The organism is Agromyces sp. Marseille-P2726 (assembly GCF_902809835.1).
Taxonomy (GTDB): domain Bacteria; phylum Actinomycetota; class Actinomycetes; order Actinomycetales; family Microbacteriaceae; genus Agromyces.
In genome coordinates this window covers 447,551-472,834 of the sequence record NZ_CADDWM010000015.1, presented here as the reverse complement: position 1 = coordinate 472,834, position 25,284 = coordinate 447,551, and the positions used below count along the sequence as shown (strand labels likewise).

The following is a 25,284-nucleotide window of genomic DNA, read 5'->3' as shown; positions in this document are numbered from 1 at the left end:
CTGTCTTCGGTCACGGTCCCTCGATCCTACGAACGCCTTCGAGGCGTGCTGAATCGGTTGCTGGAACCTACGAAGCGTCCGTCACGGCGTCTTGCACGGTTTGTGATGCCTCGACAAAGGCATCCGCGATCGTCTGTGCGGTCGCCTCAACCTGCCACGGGCGTGACCCGAGGTCGGACAGGGCGGCGCCGATGGAGGAGGCATCGGGCGTCGGGGGCGGGGTCCACGCCACACGGCGAAGGTGGTCGGGGGTCAACAGGTTCTCGACGGGCATCTCGAGCTGCTCCGCGATCTCGGCGAGCGCGGTCTTCGCGAGCCGAAGCCTGGCATCGGCCTCGGGATTGCGCATCGCCCAGACACGGGGCGGGGGAGGCGAGTCGGTCGGCACGCGCAGCGCGGGCAGCTCCTCGGATGCGAGTCCGCGCTCCACCGCCGTCCACCACCGGTCGAGCTCCGTTCGACTCGCGCGACCGGTGAACTCCCGGAGGTCTGCGAGCGCACGACGGCTGCGCGGCAGCGACTTCGCGACGGCGAGGATCGCGGCATCCGGAATCATGCGCCCGGGAGCGACGTCGAGTTCGGCGGCGCGCGCGTCACGAGCGAGCCAGAGCTCTCTGGCGACCGCGAGATTGCGGGGATTGCGAACGGCGTGGATGCCCGAGAGCCGGCGCCACGGTTCAGCGGAGGGCGCCTTCGCCTCGCGATGGAGCACCGCGTCGAACTCCTGCCTGGCGAGTTCGAGCTTCTCGGTCTCGGCAAGCCGCTCGGCGAGCCGGTCGCGGACGTCGACGAGCAACTCGACATCGAGGGCCGCGTACGTGAGCCAGGCCTGCGGGAGCGGTCGCGTGGACCAGTCGGCGGCCGAGTGCTCCTTGGCCAGCTTGATGTCCAGCAGTTCCTCGACGACCGACGCGAGGCCGACCCGCGGCATCCCGAGCAGCCGGGCGGCGAGCTCGGTGTCGAAGATGTGGTCGGGGTCGAGGCCGACCTCGCGCAGGCAGGCGAGATCCTGGCTCGCCGCGTGCAGGACCCACTCTTCGGAGGCGACGGCCTGCTGGAGCTCCCCGAAGTCGGGAATCTGCGGCGGGTCGAAGAGGAAGGTGCCGGCTTCGCGGCGATACATCTGGATGAGATACGCACGCTGCGAGTAGCGGAATCCACTGGCGCGCTCCGCGTCGACGGCGACGGGGCCGTCGCCGTCCGCGAGGCGTCGAACCGCGTCACGGAACTCGGCGGGTGACTCGATCACCCGGAACTCATCCACGGTTCTTCCTCCGTCGGGGCAGCGCCGTCACCCCCTCGGAACGGGGTGGCAGCCCTGCGAGCATGCACAACAACTCGCCCCAGCCTTCCACATGCGGCCCGACATCGGCATCGAGCGGCGTCCAAGAGGCTCGGACCTCGATCTGCGCGCCGTCACCCTGCCTCGCCAATTCTCCGAAGCCGGTGGAGAGGATCTTGGTCGCGGTCCCGGATGCCGCGATGTATCGGGCACCCCGCGCGTCGAGCGCATCGACGAGCCACGACCATGCGACATCCGCGAGGAACGGGTCGAGCCCGATGTCCGTCTCGAGCGGCGCCTGGGCGAAGCAGACGATTCGGAACCGCCCGCCCCACGCCTCGGGCTCATCGGGGTCGTAGAGCAGCACGAAGCGCCCGGTTCCGAGCTCGGAGTCCTCGCCGTGCCGCCCGGGCGCCACGTCGGCTGCGAGCGCGGCCGCGAACGGGGCCAGCGACCCGGGTGCGGGGATCTCGGTGATGCGCAACTCCGATCGCGGCGAGGCCGCACGCAGCGCATCGAGTGCGGCCGCGAACTCGGGTGGCTGAAGCATCGCTGAGTCGGGCACGTGTGCAGACTAGAGTCTCGGATGGAGCGGATGTCGGCGGCACGCCGCGCCGCACCCCACACGGAGGAACGCTTCGCGAGGAGGGGCATACGAATGGGAAGTCGCAGAGGCGCAGGCCCGATCGGGATCGCCGCCGCGGCGGTCGGATTGCTCGCTGCCGCCGTCGGAGCGACTGCCGCGGTGATCACGGTCACGATGGCCCGACGCGTGGTGACCCCGCCGATCACGCGCCCCGAGGACGAGCGGGTCGTCTCCGTCGACCTGGCCAGCGAGGAGGTCGTGCTCGCGGCATCCGACGAGACCCGGATGCGGGGACGCTACGGGTTCTGGTTCGAGCGGGACTCGGGCCACGCGCGGCTCGGCGACGTGATCGCGGACGACGGCCGGGTGGTACGCCGGCGCCTGGACGTCGTCGACTTCGGCCGGCTCGAGCGCGCTGAGCGCGGCCGGATGAGCGGCTGGTACCACCTCGGACCGTGGGAGCTCGGCCACCCCTACGAGAACGTGCTCGTCGAGACGCCGCTCGGCCCGGCACCCGCGTGGTTCGTGCCGGCTGCCGAGGCGTCGACCGACTGGGTCATCCAGGTGCACGGCCGTGGTGCCAAGCGGCAGGAAGGGCTGCGGGCGGTCGAACCGGCGCGAGCGGCGGGCTGGAACACGCTGCTGATCTCGTACCGCAACGACGGCGAGGCACCCGAGAGCGAAGATCGCCGATACGGACTCGGCGGCACCGAATGGGCCGACGTCGTCGCGGCCGTCCGCTACGCGGAAGAGCACGGCGCCGAGCGGATCATGCTCATGGGGTGGTCGATGGGCGGCGCGATCGCGCTGCAGGCGGTCCTGCGATCGGAAACGGTGCGCGAGCGACTCGTCGGTGTGATCCTCGACTCGCCGGCCATCGACTGGACGGACATCCTCCGGTTCCAGGGCGCGCTGCTGAACCTGCCCGAACGACTGGGCGACGTGGTCGCGCGGCTGCTCGGCGGCCCGTGGAGCGGCGGGCTCACGGGCGTCGCGGCGCCGATCTCCGTGGAGGAGCTCGATCCGGTCGCCCGGGCCGACGAGTTCTCGGTGCCGATCCTCATCATGCACAGCGTCGACGACGGGTTCGTGCCCATCGACGGGTCGAGGCGATTCGCGGCGGCACGGCCCGACCTCATCCAGTTCGAGGTCTTCGAGGGCGCCCGCCACACGAAGCTGTGGAACCACGACCCCGAACGGTGGACGGAGCTTGTTCGAGGATGGCTCGAGCGCAGCATGGAGGACGTGCCACGACTCGACGAGGAGGCCGAGATCGCGGGCTGATCGCCGATCAGGCGGCGACGTGGTCGCGGAGCTGCCGCTTCGCCCGCGCGAGCATGCCGGTCATGCCGCGAACACGCAGCGGCGAGACGGCCTCGTTGAGTCCGAGTGACTGGGGGTAGTCGTCGGGGATGTCGAGCACCTCGTCGACGGTGAGGCCCTCGACGCCCTGGGCGAGGATCGAAGCGAAGCCCCGGGTGGTCGGCGACTCGGCGGGCGCGGTCGCGTGCAGGTGCACGAGGCCGTCGACGACCTCGACGAACATGTACACGGGCGACTGGCACTCCACGACCCGCTCCAGCAGCTCGGGGTGGTCGGCGTAGCGCTCGGGGAGATCGGGCAGCTCGTTGGCGAACTCGAGCAGCAGCTGCAGGCGGTCGCGCACATCGAGTGCGAGGAAATCGTCGCGCGTCTCGGCGAGCGCGGCGGGAAGTGTCGTGGCATCCATCACGACCATTGTCCCACTCCGGGCCCACCGGCCCGCCGATCGCCCCGGAAATCAGCCGGCGGGCGGCTCTCCGCGGTCGGCACCGGTGACGATGGGCACGCGTACTGCGCTACCCCACTCGGTCCAGGAGCCGTCGTAGTTCCGCACGTTCTCGAACCCGAGCAGGTACTGCAGCACGAACCACGTGTGGCTCGAGCGCTCACCGATGCGGCAGTACGCGATGACCTCGTCGCCGTCGGACAGCCCGACCTCGTCGCGGTAGATGGAGTCGAGCTCGGCGCGGGTCTTGAACGTGCCGTCGCCGGCCGCCGCACGGGCCCAGGGCACGGATGCCGCGGTGGGAATGTGCCCCGCCCGGAGCGCGCCCTCCTCGGGGTACGCGGGGGCGCTCGTGCGCTCACCGGTGTACTCCTCGGGGGAGCGGACGTCGATGAGCGGCTTGCCGAGGTGCTCGAGCACGTCCTCCTTGAAGGCCCGGACCACCGAATCGTCGCGCTCGACGACCGGGTACTCGACCGGCGTGACCTGCGGTGGCTCGGTCGTGATGGGGCGCCCCTCGGCGATCCACAGGTCGCGTCCGCCGTCGAGGAGCCGCACGTCTTCATGCCCGAACAGGGTGAACACCCACAGGGCGTACGCAGCCCACCAGTTGTTCTTGTCGCCGTAGATGACGACCGTGGTGTCGCGCGCGATTCCCTTCGAGCCGACGAGTGCCGCGAACTGCTCGCCGTTCACGTAGTCGCGGACGACCGGGTCGTTGAGCTCCGTGTGCCAGTCGATCTTCACGGCGCCCGGGATGTGTCCGGTCTCGTAGAGCAGCACGTCCTCGTCGGATTCCACGACGACGAGGCCCGGCTCTCCGAGGTGCTCCGCGAGCCAATCGGTTGAGACGAGGCGCTCGGGATGCGCGTACTCGGCGAACTTGGCAGCAGGATCGAACTCGGCGGGCATCGGCAGACCTCCTGGGATCGTCCGGTCGGACGGCTGGGCGGGGAGCGGACTAGGCTGGTGAGCAGTCCACCAACGAATCTACGCGGCGTGCAGGTGGAAGTCAGCATGTCCGACATCCGTTGCAACACGGGAGCCTCTCCAGCATGACCACGGTATCGACTCATGCCCTCCTTCGACTCGTCGAGCGGAATCCGTCGATCACCGGTGAGGAGATCGCCTCCGAGCTCGTGCCGCCGCCGCAGTTCGAGCACGCGTCGTTCGAGTCGTACCGGCCCGATCCCGAGTATCCCTCGCAGCAGGCGGCCCTCGACCGACTCAAGACGTTCGCCGGCGCGTGGCGCGCGGCGCAGCGGCCCGGCGGATTCTTCTCGCGCAAGCGTCCGGCACGCATCGAGCTTCCGGGCGTCTACCTCGACGGCGGGTTCGGCGTGGGCAAGACCCACCTGCTCGCCGCACTCTGGCACGTCGCCCACGGGCCGAAGTACTTCGGCACCTTCATCGAGTACACCGCCCTCGTCGGCGCGCTCGGCTACGCGAATGCCGTGAAGCTCCTCTCCGGGGCCCGGCTGATCTGCATCGACGAGTTCGAGCTCGACGATCCGGGCGACACGATGCTCATGACGCGATTCCTCAGCGAACTCATGGCCGGCGGAACCCGCGTGGCGGCCACCTCGAACACGCCGCCGAACGCGCTCGGCGAGGGGCGGTTCGCTGCCGCCGACTTCCTCCGCGAGATCCACGGCCTGGCATCGAACTTCGAGACGCTGCGGATCGACGGGCTCGACTACCGGCGACGCGACACCGAGGGACACGCCGAGACGCTCCCCGACGACGCCGATGTCGAGCGCGCCGCGACGGCGCTCGCCGAGCGCGGTCATCGCGTCTCCCTCGATACGTTCGACGAGCTCATCGCGCACCTCGCGACGGTGCATCCGTCGAAGTACATCAAGCTCATCGAGGGCATCGACTTCATCGCACTCGCCGGCGTCGGAGAGCTCGACGACCAGAACGCCGCGCTGCGCCTCGTCGCGTTCATCGACCGGGTCTACGACGCCGAGATCCCGATCATCGCGAGCGGGCTTCCGCTCGACCAGTCCTTCGCCGACGACATGATGGCGGGCGGTTACCGCAAGAAGTACCTGCGGTCGATGAGCCGCATGATCGCCTTGACGACCGGTGAGCTCCCACCGCACGACTGATCACTGCGCGGCATCCGAAACATGCTCGTTACCTGCGGCCCGTGTTCGTAACGGACACGAAACGATTGCGGGAGCTCCGCCGAAACGTGCCCGCACCATCCTGAACCCGTACCCGGGGCCGACGCTGGCTCGATCGCCTCGCGGTACGTCCCCTGCAGGTTCAAGAGGTGTGAGGATTTCAGATGGATACCGGAAGCATCGCGTGGGCGATCACGGCCACCGCACTCGTGCTGTTCATGACACCGGGCGTCGCCTTCTTCTACGGAGGTCTCGTCAAGGCCAAGAGCGTCGTCAGCATGATGATGATGAGCTTCGGGGCACTTGGGCTCGTGAGCGTGCTCTGGGTGCTCTACGGCTTCAACATGAGCGCCGTCGGAAGCGTGTGGGATTTCGCGGGCAACCCCTTCTCGGACTTCGCACTCGGCGGGCTCGCGACGGGTGAGTCGGCGAACACCGACCTCATCGGCGTCGCGTTCGGCGCGACCTTCGCGATCATCACGGTCGCACTGATCTCGGGTGCGATCGCCGACCGAGCGAAGTTCGGTTCGTGGATGATCTTCGCCGGGATCTGGGCGACGGTGGTCTACTTCCCGGTTGCGGCCTGGGTCTGGGGTGGCGGGTGGATCCTGAACCTCGGGGAGTCGCTCGGATTGCCCGCGGTCATCGACTATGCGGGCGGTACGGCGGTGCACATCAACGCCGGTGCGGCGGCACTCGCGTTGGCGCTCGTCCTCGGCAAGCGCGTCGGATTCCAGAAGGGCATGGACAAGCCGCACAACGTGCCCCTGACGCTCCTCGGCGCCGCGGTGCTGTGGTTCGGCTGGTTCGGGTTCAACGCCGGGGCCGAATGGCTGAACGGTCTCGCCAACTCGGGCCTCATCGTCATCAACACCCTCGGCGCGACCGCCGCAGCGATCCTCGGATGGCTCGTCGTCGAGAAGTTCAAGGACGGCAAGCCGACCGCGGTCGGTGCCGCCTCCGGCGCGGTCGCCGGCCTGGTGGCGATCACGCCGGCGTGCGCCAACCTCGAGCCCGGTTGGGCGCTCCTGCTGGGTGTCGTCGCGGGAGCCCTGTGCGCCTTCGCGATCGAGCTGAAGTTCAAGTTCGGCTTCGACGACTCGCTCGACGTGGTGGGCATCCACCTCGTCGGCGGCCTCATCGGCACGCTGTACCTCGGCTTCTTCGCGATCGACACCGGCCTGTTCACGGGTGGCGGCCTCGGACAGCTCGCGGTGCAGGCCATCGCAGCGGTCGCGGTCATGGCCTTCTCGTTCGTCGTCGCCTGGATCCTCGGCTTCGCGATCGAGAAGTCGATCGGATTCCGCGTGAAGAACGAGGACGAGATCGCCGGCATCGACACGGTGGTGCACGGGCACGAGGGCTATCAGCTCGAGAGCGTGTGACCGGTCCGTCCGCCTCGGAGCGCGGAGAGGGCGGTGGGATAGTGTGCGGGTGTGTCGGACACCAGTCGCTTCCTCACCGCCCTCGGTCGTGTCATCCGCTCGCTGTCGGGCAGTCGCAGATCGGCCGCACGTTCACAGCCCGGGTCCGATGCCGCGTCGGCGACATCGACGGGGACGTCGACCGGCACGGGGCTCCTGTCGCCCGGGCAGGCAGGGCCCGACGCGACCATCGAGGTGGATCCCTCACGACTCCAGCGCGTGCGCCTGGCGTACGCCCCGTCGCGAGACGGCGATCCCGACCCCGGTGAGATCGTGTGGACCTGGGTGCCGTACGAGGAGCGGGACGGACGAGGCAAGGATCGTCCCGTGGCGATCGTCGCGGCGTCCCGAGACGGTGACTTCCTCGCGGTCCAGCTGACGAGCAGGCCGCACGACGGCGATCGCGACTACGTGGCATTGGGCCACGGCGCCTGGGATGCCTCCGGTCGTCCCAGCTGGGCGCGAATCGACCGCGTGTTCCGAGTGCGCAGCGGCGGAATGCGACGGGAAGCCGCGTCGCTCGACGCCGCCCGGTACGCGCGCATCACCGGCGCACTCCGTGACCGGTACGGCTGGCGCTGATCTCAGGAGCGGCTCGCCGATCGCGTTCAGCGGTGTGGCGGTCGATGCAGCCCGAAGGGCGACCACTGCGGCATCGAGGTCGTCCACCCGGAAGAACACGGAGGGCGCCGCTCCCTCGTCGCCGCCGTGGACACCCGCCGGTACGCCGACGCCGTCGATCGCACCCATCGCCGCCGGGTCCGACATCGAACGTCCACCCGAACAGCTCTCCGTAGAAGCGGCGGGCCGCCGTTGCGTCCCGACCGCCGAACTCGATGAACGACACCTCGCCGGTGCTGGCTGCCTCCTCGACACTCGTGCGGGTACGGGCGTCAGGGTAGGCGGGCGCTGTGGATGCCACAACGGCGTGCGCCGGTGAACGACGAACGCCCCCAGTGGAGTGGGGGCGTTCGTGGGCGATGCCGGGCTCGAACCGACGACCTCTTCCGTGTGAAGGAAGCGCGCTACCAGCTGCGCCAATCGCCCGAAGGATGGGCCGAATCGCTCCGACCGCGGACTCGATACTAGCCGACCGCGCCGTGCGTTTGCACATCGGCGAGCGATCGTGTCACGCGTCCGTTCGGTTTGTGAATCGATCGGGGTATCCGTTAGAGTCTCTCTGCACGCAGAAATGCGGGCAACGCGGATGTGGCGCAGTTGGTAGCGCATCACCTTGCCAAGGTGAGGGTCGCGAGTTCGAGTCTCGTCATCCGCTCTGATCAGGATCGGGCGTGAGCCCGATTCCTGTTCTCATGGTGGTGAACCCAGACACGGTGGATTGGCCGAGAGGCGAGGCAGCGGCCTGCAAAGCCGTATACACGGGTTCGAATCCCGTATCCACCTCTCAAGCCGAGAGCATCTCGGACTTGGGCGATTGGCGCAGCGGTAGCGCGCTTCCCTGACACGGAAGAGGTCACTGGTTCGAACCCAGTATCGCCCACCACGACAACACCCCGGCTGCGGCCGGGGTGTTTCGTCGTTCGGGAGCAGTCACACGCGCAGCGCCCGTGACGCCTCCGTGCGCCGGTCGGTCACGGTGGTCGGCGACTCCAGGTGCACGGCGCCGCTCGGGACGAGCCCCGCGCCCCCGTAGCGCTCCATCACCCGCCACTGCGCCACGACGTCCTCGCCGGCGTGGTCCGTCGGCAGATCACGCCAGAAGCCGAACCCGCCGCACTCGACGAGCGCTCGCCGGTCGAACAGGACGCACGCGCCGACCCATGCGATGCGGTACGCGCGCCAACCGCCGTCGGGCACCTCGAGGCGGCTCGCGACGTGCGCGAGGTTCGCCGCGTTGTGCAACCGCCACCGCTCGAACTCGGGCGAGTCGGGGCGGATGCGCTCGGGGTTCACCGGCCCGTCCCAGAGCTCGAAGCTGCGCGCCTCGTGGTCGCGACGGTCGGGCAGGTACGACAGTCCCTGGACGGCCTGCCCCACGAACCCGCACCCGAGTTCCCGGAGCGCATCGTGCATGCGCTCCAGGGCACCCGGCTCGAGCCAGACGTCGTCGTCGAGGAACAGCACCGCCGGCGCCGACGCCCGGTCCAGGAGGAACTGGCGATGCTCCGCCAGTCCGCGGCGCTCGGTGTGGGGGAGCACGGACACGGGATGCCCCTCCGCCTCGAGGACCCGGAGCAGGGAGGCGATGACCGGATGGCGCGCGGTCGCGGCATCCGAGGACTGATCGCCGATGATCACGCCGAACCGCGGCGCGTCCTGGGCAGCGAGCCCCGCGAGGGTTGCAGCCAGTTCCGGGATGCGACCCACCGTCGGGATCAGGACGTCGACCTCGACGTCCTCCTCCGGTGGGAGGACCCGCCCCCACTCACCCGACCAGCGCCGAGCGGAACGCGTCATCGCAGTTCCTCGGCCGGCTGCGTCGTCGACCTGATCCGCTCGACGAGCGCCGTCGTGGAGTGATCGGGCACATAGTCGACCAACCGGACCTCGCCCCCGTACGCCTCGACGACCGGCGTCTCGGCGAGCATCTCGGGGCTGTAGTCGCCGCCCTTGACGTAGACGTCGGGGCGCAGGCGCTCGATCAGCGCGATCGGGGTGTCCTCGTCGAAGACGGTGACGTAGTCCACCCACTCGAGCGCCGCGAGGAGCCCGGCACGGTCTTCTGCGGAATTGACCGGTCGCGCCGGCCCCTTCAACCGCCGGACGGAGTCGTCGCTGTTCACCCCGACCACCAGCACATCGCCGAGCTCGCGGGCCTGCTTGAGGTACGTCGTGTGGCCCACGTGCAGCACGTCGAAACATCCGTTCGTGAACACGACTCGCTGCCCGTCCGCACGATGACGGTCGATCTGCTCGTGCACCGTCGCGGCATCCAGGAGCGCGGCGGGCGGGTGCGCCAGGCGGCGCATCAGCTCGTCTCCGGTGCACACCGTCGTCCCCTCGTGGGCGAGCGCGACATCGGCGGCGCCCTGGGCGAGCCGCATCGCCATGGGTAGCGGCACATCCGAGGCCAGGGCCGTGGCGATCGCGGCCGCGAAGGTGTCGCCGGCGCCTGCGGCGAATCGCTCGGAGACCGGGTGCGCCGACGTGACGACCGGCTCGGCGCCTCGTCGCAGCAGCACCGCTCCGTCGCGGTCGAGTGTGACGATGACCGCACGCGCGCCGGAGCGATCGAGCAGCTCGGACGACGCGCGGGTCGCAGTCCGGCGCCGGTCCCGCGATTCGCCCAGGCTCGTTCCCAGCAGTCGGCCCGCCTCGTCGGCGTTCGGCACGACCACGTCAGGGTGGAGTCGGTGCCAGCGGGCGAGGTCGTGCGCATCGACGAGAACCACCGGCGGATGCGCCACCCTCTCGAGCGCTTCGTGCACCACATCGGGGAGGGTGCTCGATCCGTAGTCGCTCACGATGAGTGCGTCCGCGCCCCGGAGCGCCGCGGTGAGGTGGTCGGCGAGCTCGCCGGGGTCACGGCTCGGGCCCGGATGGTCGACCGGCCGGGCGTCGTCGACGCGTGCGAGAACCTGGTCGTCGGCGACGATCCGCGTCTTGGTGACCGTCCGGCGTCCGGGGTCACGGCGCACGTACCGGGTCGATGCGCCGACACGATCCAGCGCTGCGATGAGGGCCTCACCCGCCGCATCCCGCCCGATGCCCGCCACCAGCTCGCAGCGCGCGCCGAGCGCGGCGACATTCGCCGCCGTGTTCGCTGCGCCGCCGGGTGCCTCGAGCACGTCGGCGAGCTCGACGACCGGTGCGGGCGCTTCGCGGCTGAGGCGCCGGCTTCGGCCGTTCCACCAGCGATCGAGGAGCGCATCGCCGACGACGACGACGCGTGGGCGGCGATGACGAATCTGCTCTGCGGCGGCTGCGGTCGTCTCCATGTGCGACTCCCTACCCATCGCCGGCAACACGCATGCGCCGGGTTTCAGCACGCCCGATCCGGGGAAGGTGACTGGCAGCTTTCCGACCGACACGGCAGGAGGACGAATGCAGGGCGTGGCACCGCTCGAGGACCGGTTCGACGATGTGCGGCGGATCGCCGTGCTGCGCGGCGGCGGGATCGGTGACCTGCTGTTCGCGATGCCGGCGCTGACCGCCCTCGAGGCGGCGTACCCCGACGCCGAGATCGTGCTGCTTGGCACGCCGCTGCACGCCCGACTGCTCAGCGGGCGTCCGGGGCCGGTGGACCGCGTCGAGGTCCTGCCGCACGCGCCCGGCATTCGTGACGCTGCGGGAACGATGGGGGAGGACGAGGAGGCGTTCCTCGAGCGGATGCGCGGCCTGCGGTTCGATCTCGCCGTGCAGCTCCACGGTGGCGGCCGCAACTCGAACCCGTTCGTGCTCGCGCTCGGCGCCCGGCACACGGTGGGGTCGGCGACGGAGGACGCTCCACCGTTGGAGCGGACCCTGCCGTACGCGTACTACCAGCACGAGGTCGTCCGCGGCCTCGAGCTGGCGGGGCTCGCCGGGGCGCCGCCCGTCGAGCTCGAGCCCACGTTCGCGGTGCTGCCCGGTGAGCGTGCACGCGCCGCCGAGCTCCTCCCGACCGGGGAGCAGCCCCTCGTCGTCGTCCACCCCGGCGCGACGGATCCGCGGCGTCGATGGCCGTCCGACCGCTTCGCGCACGTGGTCCGAGGGCTCCTCGACGACGGCGCGCGGGTCGCGATCGTCGGTGACGAGTCGGATCGTGCCATCGAGGCCGACATCGTGCAGCAGTCGGGAGCCGCTGGCCGCGGCATCCTGCGGCTGGCAGGCCGACTGCAGCTGGGTGAGACGGCGGCAGTGCTCGAACGGGCCGATCTCGTCGTGGCGGACGACAGCGGCCCCCGCCACCTGGCTCAAGCGGTCGGGGCACCCACCGTCGGCGTGTTCTGGTTCGGCAACGTCGTGAACGCCGCGCCGTTCGGCCGCGGACGTCATCGAGTGCACCTGTCCTTCACGACGCACTGCCCCGTGTGCGCGGTGGACATCACGCAGGTGGGATGGACGGCCGAGCGCTGCGAGCACGACGTCTCATTCGTCGCCGACGTCGAGGCCGATGCCGTACTCGCCGACGCCCGCCTGCTCATGGCCACGACGTCTCGCCGGCCGGGCACACCAGCAGCTCGCGGACCTCGAATCCGACGGGCCGGGTGAGCGCGAACACCACCGCGTCGGCCACGTCGGCCGGATCGTTCAGGTCGGCGTCGGGTCCCGGACGGTACTGCTCGGCGCGGTCGTCGAAGAACCCGGTCCGCATGCCACCGGGGATGAGCGCGCTGACTCCCACCCGTCCGGCCGTCTCCGCCGCGAGCGCGCGGGTGAATCCGAGCACGCCGAACTTCGAGGCGCAGTAGGCGGTGGCGTCGGCCGCGCCGCGCAGGGCGAGCGTCGAGGTGACCGTGACCACCCTGCCGCGCGACTCCATCAAGTGGGGCAATGCGGCGCGCACGGTCGCGGCCGTGCCGAGCAGGTTGACCGCGATCACTCGCTCCCACTCGCTCGGGGCGACCGCGTCCAGCGGCCCGCACCGGTCGATTCCGGCCGCGGTCACCACCGAGTCGAGGCCGCCGTGCAGGGCCGCGACCTCGGTGACCACAGCCTCGAGCTCACGTGTCGCCGACACGTCGACCGCGTGCGACTCGTGATCTGCCGACTCGGCCAGATCGAAGACGATCGGGATGCCGCCTGCTGAGGCCACGGCGTCGGCGATCGCCGCGCCGAGGCCCGCCGCTCCACCGGTGATGATCGTGCGCCCCGGGTTGCGGTCCTCACGGACCGCCCGGCGCGTCGAACGGCGGGTCTGCTCGTTCACCATGGTGTCGGACATGGATGCTCCTTTCGTCGCGGATGCGATGTGTTCGATTCGAGAGCGGTGCGGGTTCAGCCGACCGCGGCGAGGGGAGGCCGGCGTTCAAACGGCCCGGCACGGTGCCTGGGTAGCGCGGCGACACCACCGGCTTCGAGGAAGTCCGTCGCAAGGGCCACTCCGGACCGCACGGCGTCGAGCACGGGCGCGCCCGATGCGAGCTGCAGGGCCGCCGCGGAGGCGAGCCGATCGCCCGCCCCACAGGAGTCCGTGACCTGCACGCGACGCGTGGGCAGCAACGAGTGGCTGCCGTCGTCGAGGGCGACCGCGGCGCCGTCCGCGTCGAGGGTCACTGCGACGCAGCGCGCGTTCCATCGCACCCTCAGGTCCGCCGCCACGTCGAGCGCGTGCCGGGCGTCGTCGACGGCGATGCCCTCGATCCCGGCCGCCTCCGCGCGATTCGGGGTGACGAGACGGCACCCCGGTACCGGACTGGTTCCGCGCGGGTGGGGATCCCACACGATGGGGATGTCCTCGGCGCGCCGGGCGAGTGCGGTTCGCACCTGCTCGCCGGCGAGGAGTCCACGGCCGTAGTCGGCGGCCACGACGAGGTCCGCCGTGCGGATCTCCTCGATGACCACGCTCATCCGCCGGATGCGTCCGGGCGCCCCGCATCCCTCGTCGATGCGGGCCACCGGATGAGCCCCGGCGTGCACGCGGGTCTTCGTCGGCGTGGGGGCCGCGAGCTCCGCTGCCGCGAGCCGCACGCCATGCAGGAGCGTTCGGATCCGCTGACCACGGGCGTCTTCCGCGATCGCGGTGGCGAGCGTGACCTCGGCGCCATCCGCGGCGAGGAACGTCGCGACCAGCCCGGCGCCGCCCGCACGCTCCACTCGCTCGGTGACGTCGACAACCGGCACCGGCCCGTCGGGTGAGAGCCGGCTCGCGCCGCCGGCCAGGTCGACGTCGAGCAGGACGTCGCCGAGCACGAGGATGCGCGGGTTCACGGGGACCCCTCCAACGCCTCTTCGAAGGCCACGCACAACGCGTGCACTGCCACGAGTTCGGCTTCCTGGACGTTGGCGCTCGGCCCGCAAAGGGAGATGCCGTCGTCGCACGCAGCGCGCAGCGGATTGGGCGCGGACCCCGTCATGCTCCACCGCACCATGTCGAGTTCGGCGGCGGCAGCGGCGGCGCGCAGCAGGTTCGCACTGGCACCACTCGTCGAGAGCAGCAGGAGGATGTCACCACGGCGGCCGTGCGCCCTGACCTGACGTGCGAAGACCTCGGAGAACCCGTAATCGTTGCCGATCGCGGTGATGGCCGAGGTGTCGGTGTTCAAGGCGATCGCCGAGAACGGGGGCCGGTCCTCGCGGAAGCGACCCGTGAGCTCGGCAGCGAGGTGCTGGGCCTCCGCGGCGGATCCGCCGTTGCCGGCGACGAGCAGCCTGCCGCCGCCAGCGAGTCGGCCTGCGAGCTCTCGTCCCCAGCGCGTGATGTGCTCGGCCTCGTCCGCCAGCGCGGCGACCGCGGCGACCGCCTCCGAGAGATGCGCCGCGACGGGTGACGCCTCGGTCGCGACCGCACGGGAGGCACCGGCCAGTCGGGCGCTCGAGGCCGCGCCGGAGATGCCGATGGCGTTCATCGCCCCACTCCCCGGGCTGCCGAGCCTCCCGCGGCCGCGAGCCGCGGCCGCCGAAGCGCCGTGCGGTACGCGCGTTCGGTATCTGCCGCGACACGGTCCCAGGAGTAGCGCGACTCGACGCGGCGGCGACCCGCTGAGCCGAGCCGGTCGGCTCTCGCAGGGTCTTCGAGCAGTTCGCGGATGGCACCCGCGACGGCCGTGGGGTCACGTGGCGGTACGTGGAGTCCCGTCCGGGCGTGCACCACGGTGTCGATGAGCCCTCCGACCGACGACGCCACCACGGCCCGGCCGCTCGCCATCGCCTCGAGCGGCACGATACCGAATGGCTCGTACCAGGGCGCGCACACCACGACATCCGCCGACCGGTAGACGGGCGGCAGGTCGGACTGCGGGACCTGACCCCGGAGCTCGACCCGATCCGTCACACCGAACCGGTCGGCGAGTTCCGCGAGCCGGGTGAGTTCCGGGTCGCCCCCGCCGGCAGGAGCCCCGCCGCCGACGATGACGAGCTCGGCGTCGATGCCGTCGGCTGCGAGCTGCGAGATCGCCTCGATCACCGTGCCGACGCCCTTCCGCGGCACGAGACGACCGACGATGAGCACGCGGTACGGGCGCCGTTTCGCCTCACCATCACCCTCCGGCCGGAAATGGTCGAGATCGACGCCGCACGGGATCACCGAGATGCGATCCTGCTGCACGCCGAGTTTCTTGAGCTCGAACGCCTCGTCGGAGCAGGTCGCGACGACTCGGTCGGCGCGACGCCCGACATCCGGCTCCAGCCACTCGCGTTCCCGAGGACTGGTGTCGGCCGGACCCTGGTGGCGTCGCTTGACAACGCCGAGTGCATGGAAGGTCTGCAGGACCGCCGGTGGCTCAGGTATCGCTGCGGCCGCGTCGAGGGTCGCGAGCCCCGACATCCAGAAGTGCCCGTGCGCGACATCCGGCCGCCAGACCCGCCAGTCCTCGGCGATGCCGGCAGCGAGCGCCGCCATGTGGGGGAGCAGCGCGTCCTTGGGGATGTGCTCTGGCGCTCCCGCTGCGACGTGCACCACGTCGACGCCCGGGGCGAAGGTGACCGTGCGGGGCAGCGTGGCGTCGTCGCGGCGCGTGTACACCCGAACCTGGTGCCCGCGGCGGGCGAGGGCGGTGGACAGCGCGGCGACGTGCACGTTCTGGCCGCCGGCATCCACGCCGCCCAAGGTCGCGAGAGGGCTGGCGTGCTCCGAGATCATCGCGATGCGCATCATGTCTCCTTCCATTCGGTCGACCCGAACCCGGCCGCATCGAACGCGACGGCGCGTCCGCGGCCCACGGGTCGACCGACCTCGTCCCCGATGAGGGCATCCCAGTCCGCCAGGAATCGCGACAGCCGGTACCGTTCGAGCGCGGTCTCACGGGCGGTTCGGCCCACGACCGCAGCTTGCTCGGGATCCTCGAGCAGCCACCGCGCGGCGGACACGAGTTCGCCGAGGTCGGCCGAGACGAATCCGGCGCCGGGAGGCACCGCTCTGGCGGCGTCGGTGGACTGCAGCACGACGACCGGCATCCCGAGGAGCATCGCCTCGATGAGGGACAGGCCGAGGGAGGTCCATCGGGTCGTGTGGAGGTAGAGGCGCCGATGCGCGAGGGCGTCATGCAGCTGGGGCGTCGGCAGCTCTCCGCAGGGACGGATCAGGACGGGGTCGACACCGAGCGCTGACGGGACGGCGTCGACGCCCATGCCGAACAGGTCGAGGCGGCCCGCACGGGTGAAGTGGGGAAGCAGGTCCGTGCCGGTGATCCGGCCGCGGCGGACGGGTTCGTTGACCACCACCGCCATGCGCTCGAGGTCGCCCCGATACCGTAGGCCCGGATCCGGCAGGCCGTGTTCGATGACGGTCGACCTCGTACTGCCGACGTCCCACATCAACTGGTTGAAGTGGGTGACATGGACGATGAGCAGGTCGTCACGGTCGGCGAGCGGATGCCGCGTCGTGGCCGCGTACGGCTTCGGCGTGTTGTGCTCGACGAACACCGCGGGCACGTCGACGCCGGGGACCCGTCCGAGCAGCGCCTCTGCGAGCACGAGATCCTCCGTGCGCTGCAGCAGCACGAGGTCGATGTCCTCGTAGCGGAGGTCGGAGAATGGAACCTCCACCGCATGCGGCCACGGACGACCTGCGAGGCCGAGCCCCCAAGGACCGCGGCGCTCGTCGACGGGCAGCACGTAGTCGTGCCGACCACGGACGAACGCGTCGGTCCAGCCGCCATGCACGTGCCAGAGCAGGATCCTCATGCCGGCACCGCTTCCGCCGATCGCTCGACCGGGGCCGAGGAGTCGGATGCTGCGCCCGGCGCTGCAGGCCGGAGCGCCAGCACCGCCGCCGCGACCGAGGACGGGAGCACGTCCGCGAGGCACGGATGTCCGGGTACCGGACATGTCCGTGCTCGAGTGCCCGCGCACGCGACATCCGTTCGCCCGAACACGACGGTCGGCACGCCGAACGGACGCCAGCACCGTTCCGACACGACGGGGGAGAAAAGGCTCACCACCGGTGTCCCGACGGCGGCCGCCAGGTGCGCTGCGCCGGTGTTGCCGGCGACGACGACGTCGGCAGCGCGGAGCACGCGCGCGAGGTCGGGGAGCGGTGTGCGTCCTCCGAGATCGGTGGCCCCTCCGCCGGCGACCCGAGACACGAGCTCCCGCTCGTCGGGACCGCCGGTCACGACGACCTCGATCGCGGCGGCGCGCAGGAGTGCGACGAGTTCGCGGTGCCGCTCGGCCGGCCAGGCGCGGGACTCCACGGCAGCGCCCGGGTGGATGACCACGTAATCCTTCGGGAGGCCGGGCGGACGGCCCGGGGCGGTGACGACCGCCAGCCGGCCGTCGTCTCCGGGAGGAAGTTCGAACCCGCCGGCTCGGGCGATCGTGAGCGCTCGGGCCACCTCGGACTGCTCCTCGGGAAAGTCCTCGCCGGGTCGGAGGCGCACGTCGAGCAGGGAGCCCGCGTAGTCCACCGACGCGCCGGTCACGTGCGCGACCCCGTTCATGCGGAGCAGGAGGGCCAACGGCAGCGGGCTCTGGTGGAAGGACGTGAGGATGACGGCCGCGTCCGGGCGCGCTTCCTCGACGATCGTCTCGAGGGCAGCGATGTGGGCGTGCGAGGCCGGCGGCGCCGGCTCCGCTGCGATCCACGGCGCGTCCCACACGTGCTTCGCCGCCACCCCCGGCAGCATCCGCCCGGCGGCCGCACCTCGCGGCCCGCACAGGAGGTGGACCTCGGCGCACGCGGCCACGGCGCGAACGGCGGGCCCGCAGAGGAGCACGTCCCCCATGCTGTCGAGCCGGGCCACGAGCACCCGACGGCGTCGTTCCCGCGTCATGTGCTCCCGCCCTCCCCGAGCAGGCGTCGGACCGCCTCGCCCACGGTGGCGGCGACCTCGGCCGCGCCTCGCACCTCGTCGCGCCGGGTCGTCGTGTTCGGCACGAGGATGCCGTGCACGCCCGCCGCGGATGCGGCACCCATGTCCGCCGCGATGTCGCCGATCAGCGCGGTCTCCGACGGGGCGACACCCAGTGCCCGGCACGCGGAGACCACCATTCCCGGCGCCGGCTTGCGGCAGGCGCAGCCGTCGTCCTCGCCCTGGGGGCAGATGCGCCAGACATCGAACGGACCCCGCAACCCGTCGACCCGCGCGTTGACGGCGTCCACCTCACGCCGGGTGAGCAGCCCGCGAGCGATCCCCGACTGATTCGACACCACCCCGACGAGCACGCCTCGGCGGCGAAGTGCCCCGAGCGCATCGGCCACGGTGGGCATCGGCACGACGTACTCGGGGTCGCCGTTGTACGGCACGTCACGGATCAGCGTGCCGTCGCGATCGAACAGCACGGCGCGTGGTACGCGAGTCGCCATACTCGTTTCGATACCCACTTCTCGGGCACCCAAACGTCGCGAGGGCCGGGCTTCCGCACGTGCGACGCGACCTGCGATGCTGGCGGGATGTCCGCCAGGGATGACCCGCGGCCGATCCTGGTCGCACTTCGCGCGCTCAAGCTCGGCGACCTGCTCGTGGCCGTGCCAGCGTTGCGTGCCCTGCGCAGGGGCTTCCCGCGGCACCGGATCGTGCTCGCGACGACCGGGTGGCTCGCGCCGATCGTCGAGCTTGTCGACGCCGTCGACGAACTCCTGCCGGCACAGGGTCTTGATGCCTCGCTCGACCTCGATGGGCGCGACGTCGACGTCGCCGTGAACCTGCACGGCCGAGGCCCCGAGAGCGGCCGCCTGCTGACCGAACTCGCGCCCGGGCGCCTCCTCGCCCACGCGCCCGACGCGCCCGAGGGACCCGAGTGGGTCGACGGGATCAACGAACGCGAGCGCTGGGCGCGGCTCGTCAGCGCGTGGGGCATCCCCGCGGATGCCGCGGACCTCGCCATCGCGAAGCCCGAGGTGCGCTCCGTCGCGCCGGGCGCGGCCGTGGTGCACGTCGGCGCGTTCTACGGGGCACGCCGGTGGCCCGTCGCCCGGTTCGGGACGGTCGCGAGCGGCCTGCGGCGCCGTGGCCTCGACGTGGTCGTTACTGCGGGCCCCGAGGAACGCGACCGCGCCGAGGCGGTGGCGTCCCATGCCGCCCTTCCCGACACGTCGGTGCTCGCCGGCCGCCTCGACCTGCACGGGCTGGCGGCCGTCATCGCGGATGCCGCGCTCGTCGTGTCGGGCGACACGGGCGCTGCGCATCTCGCGTCGGCCTATCATCGGCCGTCGGTCGTGCTGTTCGGACCTGCGCCGCCCGAGGAGTGGGGCCCGCCGGCCGGCCCGCACATCGTGCTCACCGATGAGGCGCGTCGTCGGGGAGACATCTTCGCCGACGAGCCCGATCCGGCATTGCTCGCCGTCCGGCCTCCCGAGGTGCTGGCGGCTGCCGAGCGGGTCCTGGAGACCTCGTCCCGAGTCGGCGACCACCTGTGAGGCACGCACGATCAGGCCGCGATGCTCCGCGTGGGGTGCATCGGATCGGGCTGGGCGCCCGCCGCGGGCTCCTCGAGCTCCCGGCGCAGCCGCTCGAGGATGCCGGCGAGCAGCCGGGAGACCTGCATCTGGGTGACACCGATGTCGGCGGCGATCTCGCGTTGGGTGCGTTCCTCGACGAAGCGGAGGAACACGATGCGTCGTTCGCGCGGCCGCAGGCGAGCCAGCGCCTGCCGGAGCGACAATCGGAGGTCCGCGCGCTCGAGCCGAGGATCCTGACGGCCGAATGACGAGACCCACGCCTCGTCGTCATCGCCGGCGACATCCAGCGACACCGGCCTGAGGTTCTCGTGAGCCACGACCGCCTCGGCGACCAGCGCTCGCGGCCGGTTGAGCTGCTCTGCGATCTCCCTCGTGCTCGGTTGGCGACCCAGCCGCTGCACGAGCTCCTCGCCGGCGGACTGCGCCTCGGCGGCCAGTTCCTGGACGGGGCGGGGCGGCCGGACGAACCATCCGCAATCGCGCAGGTATCTCTTGATCTCACCGGCGATCGTCGGCATCGCGAAGGCGATGAAGCTGTCTCCGCGAGCGAGATCGAAGCGTCGCACCGCCTGCACCAGGCCGATGCGACCGACCTGCCGGAGGTCCTCCTGCTCGCGGTACCCCGACGCCAGGCGGCGCACCACACCGTCGACCACGTCCAAGTGGCGCAGCACGATGGCTTCCTCGAGGGTGCGCCGCGACCGCCCGCTCAGACCGGCCAACTCTGCGAGTCTGGCCTGGGTCCACCGTTGCTGGACTCGCCATTCGGCATGACGCCGTTCATCGTTCCGGGCCCGTGTCGCCTGCATCGCACCCTCCCCTCCAGTCGAGACCTTCTGGTACTCGAAGGAGAACAGAGATCACCGAGAGTCGTAAGGTGCTTGCGAAGTAGGAGAAGTAGGAGTAGTCGCCCGGCCGCGGCCCGCCCGACAGCGACGTTCGCCGGGCGGGATACCCGCCCGGCGAACCTCGGTCGTGGGAACGATCCGTCTCACCCCGAGACGGCCTCGCTCACCGCCGTCGGGCCGTCGTACTGGCGGTCCGGGAGCCCGCGCAGCGCGTCGAGCACCTCGCGATCGGCGCCCGATCCTTCGGCGGTCCGAACGATCTCATCGCGGGATGCCGGGTAGTCGATGCCGCCCAGGTACTTCTGTATCTCGATCGGGAGATTCGCCATGCTCTGCTCCTCTCGTGGAAACGGTGGCCGTGCGCCATCCGCCTCACGAGGCAAGCACCGGCGTCCTGGACGCGCCACCCGATTGCGACACCGATGACGAGGTGCTACGCCGAGTGCGCCCCCGCCTAGATCGGGTCGAAGACGAGCGGCGGATGACTGATCCGCGTGCTGAACCACGCCCAGTTCTCACCGGAAGTCTGCTCGATGGAGGTCCAGGTGTCCTGCCCCGGCTGCACGTTCCGCAGGATGATCGTGATCAGCCGGCGCCCGCTGAACCTGATCGACCCCGGCGCATCGACGGTGCCGCTGCCGGCGTACCCGCTCGGCGTGAAGCCGCACCGCGTGTAGGCCTCGACGGCGAACGTGAAGACGTAGGTGCCCAGCCCCGTCGCACCGTAGGCACCGGGATTGAAGTGCACCGCGACGACCGGGTTGCGGTTCGGTGACTCTCGGAGGTCGAAGCCCGCATATGGTTCCGTCGCGTCCGTCTGCAGGATCGTCGGCGCGATGACCGTGAGATTCGTGCGGCCCTTGCCCACGGTCTTGATCGGCGAGAGCACCTCGATGGGCGCCCAGAAGATCGGACCCGGACCCAGTTCGCCGGCCCGGCGCTTGGTCATCCAGTCCTCTGCGGTGAGATCGCTCTCGAAATCGGCGAACGTGACGGACTCGGCCGCGTCGATGCGGTCGCCGTCGTTGGTGTCAGCACTGAACATGAGCCAAACTCTAGAACCCGCACGACGCCGCGTCAGCACGACGCGCACGGAAGTCCCGAACGGGAGTACGACGGCGCGCCACTACAGTTGAAGGGTTCGTTTCGACTCTCAGGAAGTGGATCACAGTGACCGACGGTTTCGAGCTCTTCACCGACCGATCCGTTGTCGCGATGCGCGTCAACGGCGAGCTCAGGGACCTGGCCACGACGGTGGCCGACGATGACGTCGTCGAGCCCGTCACGATCGACTCGCCCGACGGGTTGAACATCCTGCGCCACTCGACCGCCCATGTGCTCGCGCAGGCAGTGCAGCGCATCAACCCCGATGCGAAGCTCGGCATCGGGCCACCCGTGTCCGACGGTTTCTATTACGACTTCGACGTGGCCGAGCCCTTCACTCCCGACGACCTCAAGGCGATCGACAAGGAGATGGCCCGTATCATCCGGCAGGGTCAGCGGTTCGTCCGCCGTGTGGTGACCGACGACGAGGCGCGCGCCGAGCTCGCCGACGAACCGTACAAGCTCGAGCTCATCGGGCTGAAGGGTGCGGCAGGCCACGGCGAGGGCAGTGGCGACGACCATGAGTCGGTCGAGGTGGGCGCGGGCGAACTCACCATCTACGACAACGTCGACCCCAAGAGCGGCGAGACGGCCTGGAAGGACCTCTGCCGCGGGCCGCACCTGCCGAACACGCGGATGATCGGCAACGGCTGGGCGCTCACGCGCCTCGCAGCCGCATACTGGCGCGGATCCGAGAAGAATGCGCAACTCCAGCGCATCTACGGAACCGCCTGGCCGACGAAAGACGAGTTGCGGGCGTACCAGCACCGGCTCGAGGAGGCCGCGAAGCGTGATCATCGCAAGCTCGGCCGCGAGCTCGACCTGTTCAGCTTCCCCGACGAGATCGGCTCCGGACTCTCGGTGTGGCACCCACGCGGTGGCGTCGTGCGCATGGAGATGGAACAGCACGCTCGACGCCGTCACATCGCCGACGGCTACACGTACGTCTACACCCCGCACATCTCGAAGGAAGACCTCTTCCTGCAGTCGAACCACCTCGTCACGTACAAGGAGGGGATGTTCCCCCCGATCGTCATGGACGAGGAGCGCGATGCCGAGGGCAACATCACGAAGCCGGGCCAGGACTACTACCTGAAGCCCATGAACTGCCCGATGCACATCCTGATCTACAAGGAGCGGGCGCGCAGCTACCGCGACCTTCCGATGCGGCTCGCCGAGAACGGCACCGTGTACCGGAACGAGCTCTCGGGTGCCCTCCACGGCCTGACGCGCGTGCGGGGATTCACGCAGGATGACTCGCACCTGTTCGTCACCCCCGACCAACTCGAGGAGGAGGCGACCAAGGTCCTGCACTTCGTCATCTCGATGCTGCGCGACTTCGGCCTCGACGATTTCGAGCTCGAACTCTCGATGCGCGACGACCAGGGCGACAAGTGGATCGGGTCGGACGAGTTCTGGGATCACTCGACCGACGCACTCCGCAATGTCGCCCGCGCGAGTGGCCTGAAGCTCACCGAGATGCCCGGCGAGGCCGCGTTCTACGGACCGAAGATCGACCTCAAGACGCGCGACGCGATCGGCCGTACCTGGCAGTTGTCGACGGTGCAGGTCGACCCGAACCTCCCCGAGCGCTTCGAGCTGGAGTTCACCGACCGCGACGGAGAACGGAAGCGTCCCATCATGATCCACCGGGCGCTGTTCGGTTCGATCGAGCGCTTCTTCGCCATCCTGCTCGAGCACTACGCGGGTGCGTTCCCCGTCTGGCTCGCGCCCGTGCAGGCCGTCGGCATCCCCGTAGCTGACGAGTACGCCGAGTACCTCGGCGGCATCATCGACCGACTCCGCCAAGAGGGCGTGCGCGCTGAGCTCGATACCAGCGACGACCGCATGCAGAAGAAGATCCGCACCCACACCACTCAGAAGGTGCCGTTCCAGCTCATCGCCGGGGAGAACGACCGGGCGGGCCAGACGGTGAGCTTCCGCTTCCGCGACGGCAGCCAGGAGAACGGCGTGCCGATCGACGCCGCCATCGCACGCATCCGTGCGGCGATCGACGACCGACGCCAGGTGATCACGAGAGACGACCTGTTCGCATGACGGCCTACCAGCCCGACGAGTTCGAGGGAGTGCCGACGGATGCCGCGGCCGACCTCGCGGGCGTGCCCGACGCGTTCCAGCGACTGTGGACCCCGCACCGGCTGGTCTACATCCAGCACGGCCAGCAGCCCGACGAGCACGCCTGCCCGTTCTGCCGCGCGCCCGAGCTGAGCGACGAGCAGTCGCTCATCGTCGCGCGCGGTGAGCACGCGTACGTGCTGCTCAACCTGTACCCGTACAACAGTGGGCACCTGCTCGTCTGCCCGTACCGCCACATCGCCACCTACGATGAGGCGAGCCCCGATGAGGTCGCGGAGATCGGCGAGCTGACGCAGTTGGCGATGCGGGTCGTGAAGCAGGTCTCGCGATGCGACGGGTTCAACATCGGCATGAACCAGGGGCGGATCGCGGGAGCCGGCATCGCCGAGCACCTGCACCAGCACATCGTGCCGAGGTGGGCGCTCGACTCGAACTTCTTCCCGATCATCGCGGGCACCAAGGCACTTCCTCGCCTCCTCGGCGAGGTGCGCCAGGAGATCGCCGACGCCTGGCCTGCGTGAGCTTGTGCGCCGGTCCCCGCCCGGCGCACCGCAGTCGGCACGGGTGCTCCGTGCGTCCGGCGGCGTTCACGCCGCCGCCTCCGAGAGCGGGTTGCGTCTGCAGGCGGCGCCGGTCCCCGCCCGGCGCACCGCAGTCGGCACGGGTGCTCCGTGCGTCCGGCGGCGTCCACGCCGCCGCCTCCGAGAGCGGGTTGCGTCTGTATGCGGCGCCGGTCCCCGCGGCGCTCAGCGCACCTGACGCACGTTGAACTGCATGCGCGGGTGCGCGTAGAAGTCCTGCGCCTCGATGAGCTGCAGCTCGCGGGCGCTCGCGTCGTGGGTCATCGAGAGGAGGTCGAAGATGCTCGAGGTCGTGCGTGCAAGGGCGTCCGCGGCATCCCCGGTGTCCCGGTAGTGCGCCGTGAACAGGGCAGCGGTCACATCACCCGAGCCGTTCGCCTTGAGCGGCAGCAGCGGGGTCTGCACGATCCAGGCGCCCGCATCGTCGACGGCGAGCATCTCGATCGTGCCCTCAACACGGTCGGGGCGTTCGACGCTCGTCACGAGCACCGTGCGCGGCCCGGTGACGCGCACGAGGTCGACCGACGCCAGGGTCGACTCCAGCGTGGTCGGCTCGGTGCCGGTCAGGAAGCCGAGCTCGAACTGATTCGGCGTGATGATGTCGGCCGCCGGCACGACTCGGTCGCGCAGCAGCACCGGGATGGCGGGCGCCACGAAGCATCCCGACTTCGCATTGCCCATCACCGGATCGCAGGCGTAGATCGCGGACGGGTTCGCAGCCTTGACGCGGGCGACGGCGTCGAGGATGACGTCGGCGATGCCCTCGCCGCCCTGGTAGCCCGAGAGCACCACGTCGATCTGCGGGAACGCACCGCGGTCCTCGATGCCCGAGATGACGTCGCGCACGTCATCGGGACTGATCATCGGGCCTCGCCACGCGCCGTACCCCGTGTGATTGGAGAAGTTGACGGTGTAGACCGGCATGACCTCGACGCCGATGCGCTGGAGTGGGAACACGGCGGCCGAGTTGCCGACGTGTCCATACGCGACGGCGGACTGGATGGAGAGGATCTTCACCGGTCG

Annotated in this window: 25 protein-coding genes and 4 tRNA genes; 11 read left to right on the top strand and 18 right to left on the bottom strand. The window is 70.4% G+C overall.

Annotated elements, in window-relative coordinates; genetic code table 11:
- Positions 1 to 67 precede the first annotated feature (67 nt).
- Both HUS56_RS14870 and HUS56_RS14865 read right to left on the bottom strand, forming a co-directional pair.
- Complete coding sequence (locus HUS56_RS14870) at positions 68 to 1,264, bottom strand: HRDC domain-containing protein (protein ID WP_173924189.1); 1,197 nt, start codon at positions 1,262 to 1,264, stop codon at positions 68 to 70.
- Positions 1,257 to 1,832 carry a DUF3000 domain-containing protein gene (locus tag HUS56_RS14865; RefSeq protein WP_173924619.1) on the bottom strand — a complete coding sequence of 192 codons (576 nt, stop codon included), beginning with the start codon at positions 1,830 to 1,832 and terminating at the stop codon, positions 1,257 to 1,259. The genes HUS56_RS14870 and HUS56_RS14865 overlap by 8 nt, the downstream gene beginning before the upstream one ends.
- A gap of 108 nt (positions 1,833 to 1,940) precedes the next feature.
- Here HUS56_RS14865 and HUS56_RS14860 point away from each other — a divergent pair, with 108 nt between their 5' ends.
- Positions 1,941 to 3,152, top strand: a complete 1,212-nt coding sequence (locus HUS56_RS14860; RefSeq protein ID WP_173924188.1) for a S9 family peptidase — start codon at positions 1,941 to 1,943, stop codon at positions 3,150 to 3,152.
- Between the two features lie 7 nt (positions 3,153 to 3,159).
- Here HUS56_RS14860 and HUS56_RS14855 read toward each other — a convergent pair whose 3' ends face one another.
- Both HUS56_RS14855 and HUS56_RS14850 read right to left on the bottom strand, forming a co-directional pair.
- Positions 3,160 to 3,597 carry a SufE family protein gene (locus tag HUS56_RS14855; RefSeq protein WP_173924187.1) on the bottom strand — a complete coding sequence of 146 codons (438 nt, stop codon included), beginning with the start codon at positions 3,595 to 3,597 and terminating at the stop codon, positions 3,160 to 3,162.
- Positions 3,598 to 3,648: 51 nt separating this feature from the next.
- A complete protein-coding gene (locus HUS56_RS14850; RefSeq protein ID WP_173924186.1) occupies positions 3,649 to 4,548 on the bottom strand; it encodes a sulfurtransferase in 900 nt (299 codons plus the stop codon).
- Positions 4,549 to 4,691: 143 nt separating this feature from the next.
- Between HUS56_RS14850 and zapE the strand changes: the two genes are divergently transcribed.
- The 3 genes from zapE (at position 4,692) to HUS56_RS14835 (ending at position 7,771) form a co-directional block, all read left to right on the top strand.
- On the top strand, positions 4,692 to 5,747 hold the full coding sequence (gene zapE, locus HUS56_RS14845) for a cell division protein ZapE (protein WP_173924185.1): 1,056 nt from the start codon (positions 4,692 to 4,694) through the stop codon (positions 5,745 to 5,747).
- Positions 5,748 to 5,929: 182 nt separating this feature from the next.
- Positions 5,930 to 7,150: an ammonium transporter gene (locus HUS56_RS14840; protein ID WP_173924184.1), complete on the top strand. Its 1,221-nt coding sequence runs from the start codon at positions 5,930 to 5,932 to the stop codon at positions 7,148 to 7,150.
- 51 nt (positions 7,151 to 7,201) lie between these two features.
- A complete protein-coding gene (locus tag HUS56_RS14835) occupies positions 7,202 to 7,771 on the top strand; it encodes a type II toxin-antitoxin system PemK/MazF family toxin (RefSeq protein WP_217424032.1) in 570 nt (189 codons plus the stop codon).
- 392 nt (positions 7,772 to 8,163) lie between these two features.
- Here the strand turns inward: HUS56_RS14835 and HUS56_RS14830 are convergent.
- Positions 8,164 to 8,236 (bottom strand) — tRNA-Val (locus HUS56_RS14830).
- A gap of 156 nt (positions 8,237 to 8,392) precedes the next feature.
- On the opposite strand from HUS56_RS14830, the gene HUS56_RS14825 reads away from it, so the two are divergent.
- The 3 genes from HUS56_RS14825 (at position 8,393) to HUS56_RS14815 (ending at position 8,693) form a co-directional block, all read left to right on the top strand.
- Positions 8,393 to 8,465, top strand: a tRNA-Gly gene (locus tag HUS56_RS14825).
- A gap of 57 nt (positions 8,466 to 8,522) precedes the next feature.
- Positions 8,523 to 8,593 (top strand) — tRNA-Cys (locus HUS56_RS14820).
- A 25-nt stretch (positions 8,594 to 8,618) separates the two neighbouring features.
- Positions 8,619 to 8,693: transfer RNA gene (locus tag HUS56_RS14815), tRNA-Val, on the top strand.
- Between the two features lie 47 nt (positions 8,694 to 8,740).
- On the opposite strand, the gene HUS56_RS14810 is transcribed toward HUS56_RS14815, so the two are convergent.
- Together HUS56_RS14810 and rfaE2 are read right to left on the bottom strand one after the other, a co-directional pair.
- Positions 8,741 to 9,607: a glycosyltransferase family A protein gene (locus tag HUS56_RS14810; RefSeq protein WP_173924183.1), complete on the bottom strand. Its 867-nt coding sequence runs from the start codon at positions 9,605 to 9,607 to the stop codon at positions 8,741 to 8,743.
- Complete coding sequence (gene rfaE2, locus HUS56_RS14805; RefSeq protein WP_173924182.1) at positions 9,604 to 11,088, bottom strand: D-glycero-beta-D-manno-heptose 1-phosphate adenylyltransferase; 1,485 nt, start codon at positions 11,086 to 11,088, stop codon at positions 9,604 to 9,606. Before rfaE2 ends, HUS56_RS14810 begins: the two co-directional genes overlap by 4 nt.
- 106 nt (positions 11,089 to 11,194) lie before the next feature.
- Between rfaE2 and HUS56_RS14800 the strand changes: the two genes are divergently transcribed.
- Entirely contained in the window at positions 11,195 to 12,343 is a 1,149-nt protein-coding gene (locus tag HUS56_RS14800) for a glycosyltransferase family 9 protein (protein ID WP_173924181.1), read from the top strand.
- Here HUS56_RS14800 and HUS56_RS14795 read toward each other — a convergent pair.
- The 7 genes from HUS56_RS14795 to HUS56_RS14765 form a co-directional block, all read right to left on the bottom strand.
- On the bottom strand, positions 12,273 to 13,004 hold the full coding sequence (locus HUS56_RS14795) for an SDR family oxidoreductase (RefSeq protein ID WP_173924617.1): 732 nt from the start codon (positions 13,002 to 13,004) through the stop codon (positions 12,273 to 12,275). The genes HUS56_RS14800 and HUS56_RS14795 overlap by 71 nt on opposite strands.
- A 65-nt stretch (positions 13,005 to 13,069) precedes the next feature.
- Positions 13,070 to 14,002: a bifunctional heptose 7-phosphate kinase/heptose 1-phosphate adenyltransferase gene (locus HUS56_RS14790; RefSeq protein ID WP_173924180.1), complete on the bottom strand. Its 933-nt coding sequence runs from the start codon at positions 14,000 to 14,002 to the stop codon at positions 13,070 to 13,072.
- A complete protein-coding gene (locus tag HUS56_RS14785) occupies positions 13,999 to 14,640 on the bottom strand; it encodes an SIS domain-containing protein (RefSeq protein ID WP_173924179.1) in 642 nt (213 codons plus the stop codon). The genes HUS56_RS14790 and HUS56_RS14785 overlap by 4 nt, the downstream gene beginning before the upstream one ends.
- Positions 14,637 to 15,884, bottom strand: coding sequence for a glycosyltransferase (locus tag HUS56_RS14780; protein ID WP_173924178.1), 1,248 nt, complete (start codon positions 15,882 to 15,884; stop codon positions 14,637 to 14,639). Before HUS56_RS14780 ends, HUS56_RS14785 begins: the two co-directional genes overlap by 4 nt.
- Positions 15,884 to 16,915 (bottom strand): glycosyltransferase, encoded by a 1,032-nt coding sequence (locus HUS56_RS14775; protein WP_173924177.1) that lies wholly within the window; start codon positions 16,913 to 16,915, stop codon positions 15,884 to 15,886. The genes HUS56_RS14780 and HUS56_RS14775 overlap by 1 nt, the downstream gene beginning before the upstream one ends.
- Positions 16,912 to 18,003, bottom strand: a complete 1,092-nt coding sequence (locus HUS56_RS14770; RefSeq protein ID WP_173924176.1) for a glycosyltransferase family 9 protein — start codon at positions 18,001 to 18,003, stop codon at positions 16,912 to 16,914. Before HUS56_RS14770 ends, HUS56_RS14775 begins: the two co-directional genes overlap by 4 nt.
- Complete coding sequence (locus HUS56_RS14765) at positions 18,000 to 18,536, bottom strand: HAD-IIIA family hydrolase (RefSeq protein WP_173924175.1); 537 nt, start codon at positions 18,534 to 18,536, stop codon at positions 18,000 to 18,002. The genes HUS56_RS14770 and HUS56_RS14765 overlap by 4 nt, the downstream gene beginning before the upstream one ends.
- 87 nt (positions 18,537 to 18,623) lie before the next feature.
- On the opposite strand from HUS56_RS14765, the gene HUS56_RS14760 reads away from it, so the two are divergent.
- Positions 18,624 to 19,589 (top strand): glycosyltransferase family 9 protein, encoded by a 966-nt coding sequence (locus HUS56_RS14760; protein ID WP_173924174.1) that lies wholly within the window; start codon positions 18,624 to 18,626, stop codon positions 19,587 to 19,589.
- 11 nt (positions 19,590 to 19,600) lie between these two features.
- Here the strand turns inward: HUS56_RS14760 and HUS56_RS14755 are convergent, their stop codons facing one another.
- The 3 genes from HUS56_RS14755 to HUS56_RS14745 form a co-directional block, all read right to left on the bottom strand.
- Positions 19,601 to 20,353, bottom strand: coding sequence for a sigma-70 family RNA polymerase sigma factor (locus tag HUS56_RS14755; RefSeq protein ID WP_173924173.1), 753 nt, complete (start codon positions 20,351 to 20,353; stop codon positions 19,601 to 19,603).
- A gap of 269 nt (positions 20,354 to 20,622) precedes the next feature.
- Positions 20,623 to 20,808 (bottom strand): DUF2795 domain-containing protein, encoded by a 186-nt coding sequence (locus HUS56_RS14750; RefSeq protein ID WP_173924172.1) that lies wholly within the window; start codon positions 20,806 to 20,808, stop codon positions 20,623 to 20,625.
- A gap of 125 nt (positions 20,809 to 20,933) precedes the next feature.
- Complete coding sequence (locus tag HUS56_RS14745) at positions 20,934 to 21,524, bottom strand: hypothetical protein (RefSeq protein ID WP_173924171.1); 591 nt, start codon at positions 21,522 to 21,524, stop codon at positions 20,934 to 20,936.
- Positions 21,525 to 21,694: 170 nt separating this feature from the next.
- Here HUS56_RS14745 and thrS point away from each other — a divergent pair, with 170 nt between their 5' ends.
- Positions 21,695 to 23,641 carry a threonine--tRNA ligase gene (gene thrS / locus HUS56_RS14740; RefSeq protein WP_217424050.1) on the top strand — a complete coding sequence of 649 codons (1,947 nt, stop codon included), beginning with the start codon at positions 21,695 to 21,697 and terminating at the stop codon, positions 23,639 to 23,641.
- Entirely contained in the window at positions 23,638 to 24,201 is a 564-nt protein-coding gene (locus HUS56_RS14735) for an HIT domain-containing protein (protein ID WP_173924169.1), read from the top strand. The genes thrS and HUS56_RS14735 overlap by 4 nt, the downstream gene beginning before the upstream one ends.
- A 225-nt stretch (positions 24,202 to 24,426) precedes the next feature.
- Here HUS56_RS14735 and pdxY read toward each other — a convergent pair whose 3' ends face one another.
- A complete protein-coding gene (gene pdxY / locus HUS56_RS14730) occupies positions 24,427 to 25,278 on the bottom strand; it encodes a pyridoxal kinase PdxY (protein WP_173924168.1) in 852 nt (283 codons plus the stop codon).
- Positions 25,279 to 25,284: the final 6 nt, after the last annotated feature.

Excerpts from the sequence above, each read along its gene's own strand:
- zapE (WP_173924185.1), top strand. The coding sequence starts at position 4,692 with ATGACCACGGTATCGACTCATGCCCTCCTTCGACTCGTCGAGCGGAAT.
- HUS56_RS14745 (WP_173924171.1), bottom strand. The coding sequence starts at position 21,524 with ATGTTCAGTGCTGACACCAACGACGGCGACCGCATCGACGCGGCCGAG.
- thrS (WP_217424050.1), top strand. The coding sequence starts at position 21,695 with ATGCGCGTCAACGGCGAGCTCAGGGACCTGGCCACGACGGTGGCCGAC.
- HUS56_RS14865 (WP_173924619.1), bottom strand. The coding sequence starts at position 1,832 with ATGCTTCAGCCACCCGAGTTCGCGGCCGCACTCGATGCGCTGCGTGCG.
- rfaE2 (WP_173924182.1), bottom strand. The coding sequence starts at position 11,088 with ATGGAGACGACCGCAGCCGCCGCAGAGCAGATTCGTCATCGCCGCCCA.
- HUS56_RS14840 (WP_173924184.1), top strand. The coding sequence starts at position 5,930 with ATGGATACCGGAAGCATCGCGTGGGCGATCACGGCCACCGCACTCGTG.
- HUS56_RS14810 (WP_173924183.1), bottom strand. The coding sequence starts at position 9,607 with ATGACGCGTTCCGCTCGGCGCTGGTCGGGTGAGTGGGGGCGGGTCCTC.
- HUS56_RS14795 (WP_173924617.1), bottom strand. The coding sequence starts at position 13,004 with ATGGTGAACGAGCAGACCCGCCGTTCGACGCGCCGGGCGGTCCGTGAG.
- HUS56_RS14860 (WP_173924188.1), top strand. The coding sequence starts at position 1,941 with ATGGGAAGTCGCAGAGGCGCAGGCCCGATCGGGATCGCCGCCGCGGCG.
- HUS56_RS14775 (WP_173924177.1), bottom strand. The coding sequence starts at position 16,915 with ATGAGGATCCTGCTCTGGCACGTGCATGGCGGCTGGACCGACGCGTTC.
- HUS56_RS14760 (WP_173924174.1), top strand. The coding sequence starts at position 18,624 with ATGTCCGCCAGGGATGACCCGCGGCCGATCCTGGTCGCACTTCGCGCG.
- HUS56_RS14750 (WP_173924172.1), bottom strand. The coding sequence starts at position 20,808 with ATGGCGAATCTCCCGATCGAGATACAGAAGTACCTGGGCGGCATCGAC.
- HUS56_RS14800 (WP_173924181.1), top strand. The coding sequence starts at position 11,195 with ATGCAGGGCGTGGCACCGCTCGAGGACCGGTTCGACGATGTGCGGCGG.
- HUS56_RS14735 (WP_173924169.1), top strand. The coding sequence starts at position 23,638 with ATGACGGCCTACCAGCCCGACGAGTTCGAGGGAGTGCCGACGGATGCC.
- HUS56_RS14785 (WP_173924179.1), bottom strand. The coding sequence starts at position 14,640 with ATGAACGCCATCGGCATCTCCGGCGCGGCCTCGAGCGCCCGACTGGCC.
- HUS56_RS14770 (WP_173924176.1), bottom strand. The coding sequence starts at position 18,003 with ATGACGCGGGAACGACGCCGTCGGGTGCTCGTGGCCCGGCTCGACAGC.
- HUS56_RS14850 (WP_173924186.1), bottom strand. The coding sequence starts at position 4,548 with ATGCCCGCCGAGTTCGATCCTGCTGCCAAGTTCGCCGAGTACGCGCAT.
- HUS56_RS14765 (WP_173924175.1), bottom strand. The coding sequence starts at position 18,536 with ATGGCGACTCGCGTACCACGCGCCGTGCTGTTCGATCGCGACGGCACG.
- HUS56_RS14855 (WP_173924187.1), bottom strand. The coding sequence starts at position 3,597 with ATGGATGCCACGACACTTCCCGCCGCGCTCGCCGAGACGCGCGACGAT.
- HUS56_RS14780 (WP_173924178.1), bottom strand. The coding sequence starts at position 15,884 with ATGCGCATCGCGATGATCTCGGAGCACGCCAGCCCTCTCGCGACCTTG.